The organism is uncultured Lutibacter sp. (genome assembly GCF_937891065.1).
In the GTDB taxonomy this organism is placed as follows: Bacteria; Bacteroidota; Bacteroidia; order Flavobacteriales; family Flavobacteriaceae; genus Lutibacter.
Genome location: NZ_CALAEQ010000274.1, coordinates 1 through 1,975 on the forward strand (window position 1 = coordinate 1; position 1,975 = coordinate 1,975).

General features: G+C 32.3%; 2 protein-coding genes and 1 pseudogene. All 3 read left to right on the forward strand.

All coding sequences use genetic code 11. From position 1 onward, the window contains the following. The first annotated feature begins 344 nt into the window (after nt 1-344). Nucleotides 345-575, forward strand: a complete 231-nt coding sequence (locus tag Q0352_RS14700) for a ferredoxin family protein (RefSeq protein ID WP_299528898.1) — start codon at nt 345-347, stop codon at nt 573-575. 22 nt (nt 576-597) lie between these two features. Next, nucleotides 598-1,680: a 3-methyl-2-oxobutanoate dehydrogenase subunit VorB gene (locus tag Q0352_RS14705; protein ID WP_299528901.1), complete on the forward strand. Its 1,083-nt coding sequence runs from the start codon at nt 598-600 to the stop codon at nt 1,678-1,680. After that, a pseudogene (locus Q0352_RS14710) lies at nt 1,680-1,975 on the forward strand (hypothetical protein); the annotation flags it as partial. The gene Q0352_RS14705 and the pseudogene Q0352_RS14710, both read left to right, overlap by 1 nt.

The window sequence follows — 1,975 nt, forward strand, 5'->3', positions numbered from 1 at the left end:
TATTTAAATCTTACTTTACTTTTTAGAATGCTCCCTATTCTAATCACTATTTCAATTTACATTATTTTCATCGAAAATAATAGATATTATATAATAACTATAATTTTCTAACTTTTATTTCAAAATATGTTTGAGTTAGTGTTAAAAGTATATCCTTTTAATTTTAGGCTATTAATTAAAATATTTAGCTCTATCTAATATAAATTCTATAAAAAAATATAAAAATAAAAGTTATTGAAAAAAAACTACTAAAATTGACATTTGTCATATTTATTACAACGTTTTCGTGATATCTTTGAGGATAATAAAATAACAACGTATTATTTATCTATAAAATTATTAATATGGCAAAAGTTAAAGGGGCAATTGTAGTTGACACTGAAACGTGTAAAGGATGTGAGGTATGTATACCAGTTTGTGGAGAAGATGTTATTCGTATGTCAACAGAAGTAAACAGAAAAGGATATCATTATGCATATATGAATAATCCTGAAGCTTGTACTGGATGTACAAATTGTGGTATTGTATGCCCGGATAGAGCAATATCAGTGTATAGAGTTAAAGTTCAAGCATAATTAATTAATTAAACGAATTAGAATGTCAGAGTTAAAATTAATGAAAGGTAACGAAGCCTTGGCAGAAGCTGCAATTAGATGTGGAACCGATGCTTATTTCGGTTACCCAATTACGCCGCAATCAGAAGTTATTGAATATTTAATGACAGAACGTCCTGAAAACAGAACGGGAATGGTTGTATTACAGGCAGAAAGTGAAATAGCTGCAATAAACATGGTATACGGTGCTGCAGGTACTGGTAAAAAAGTATTAACATCATCATCAAGTCCTGGTATTTCATTGAAATTAGAAGGAATTTCTTATATGGCAGGAGCAGAATTACCTGCTGTAATAGTAAACGTTGTAAGAGGTGGGCCCGGTTTAGGTACTATTCAACCTTCACAAGCAGATTATTTTCAGTCTGTAAAAGGTGGTGGTCACGGAGATTATAAATTGTATGTTTTAGCACCGGCTTCAGTTCAGGAAATGGCTGATTTTGTTGAAGATGCTTTTGATATTGCTTTTAAATATCGTGCACCTGTTTTAATCCTTTCTGATGGATTAATTGGTCAAATGATGGAAAAGGTATATCTAAAACCTCAACAACAAAGAATGACCAATGAAGAACTTATTGAAAAATATGGTGATTGGGCAACTACTGGAAAACCTAAAACACGTGAGCGTAATGTTATTACGTCACTAGATTTACAATCTGAAAAGATGGAAGCCAAAGTTCGTAAACTTATGAAAAAGTACGATCGAATGGAGAAGGAAGATTTACGTTACGAAAAAATAAACTGTGATGATGCAGAATATTTAATAGTAGCATATGGATCAAGTGCTCGTATTAGCCAAAAAGCAGTAGAGCTTGGTCGTGCAAAAGGTATAAAAGTTGGTTTATTAAGACCTATTACTTTATTCCCTTTCCCAAAACAACAAATTTTAGAATTAACCGATCAAGTTAAAGGAATTTTAAGTGTTGAATTAAACGCAGGTCAAATGGTAGAAGATGTACAACTTTCTGCTCAATTTAGAGTACCTGTTGAACACTTTGGTAGAACTGGAGGAATTATTCATACTCCTGAAGAGATTTTAGAAGCTTTAGAACAAAAAATTATAAAATAATGGACATATTAGACATTATAAAACCAGAAAACCAAGTACTTTGCAAAACAAGTTTAATGACAGATACACCATTGTCGTACTGTCCTGGTTGCGGTCATGGAACCGCTCATAACCTTGCAATGGAAGTTATTGATGAATTAGGAATTTCAGAAGATACAATTGGTGTAGCTCCTGTAGGCTGTTCAGTATTAGCTTATGATTTTATGAATATTGACATCACTCAAGCTGCTCACGGTAGAGCTCCTGCAGTAGCAACTGCTATTGCAAGATGTTGGCCTGAAAAATATGTATTTAC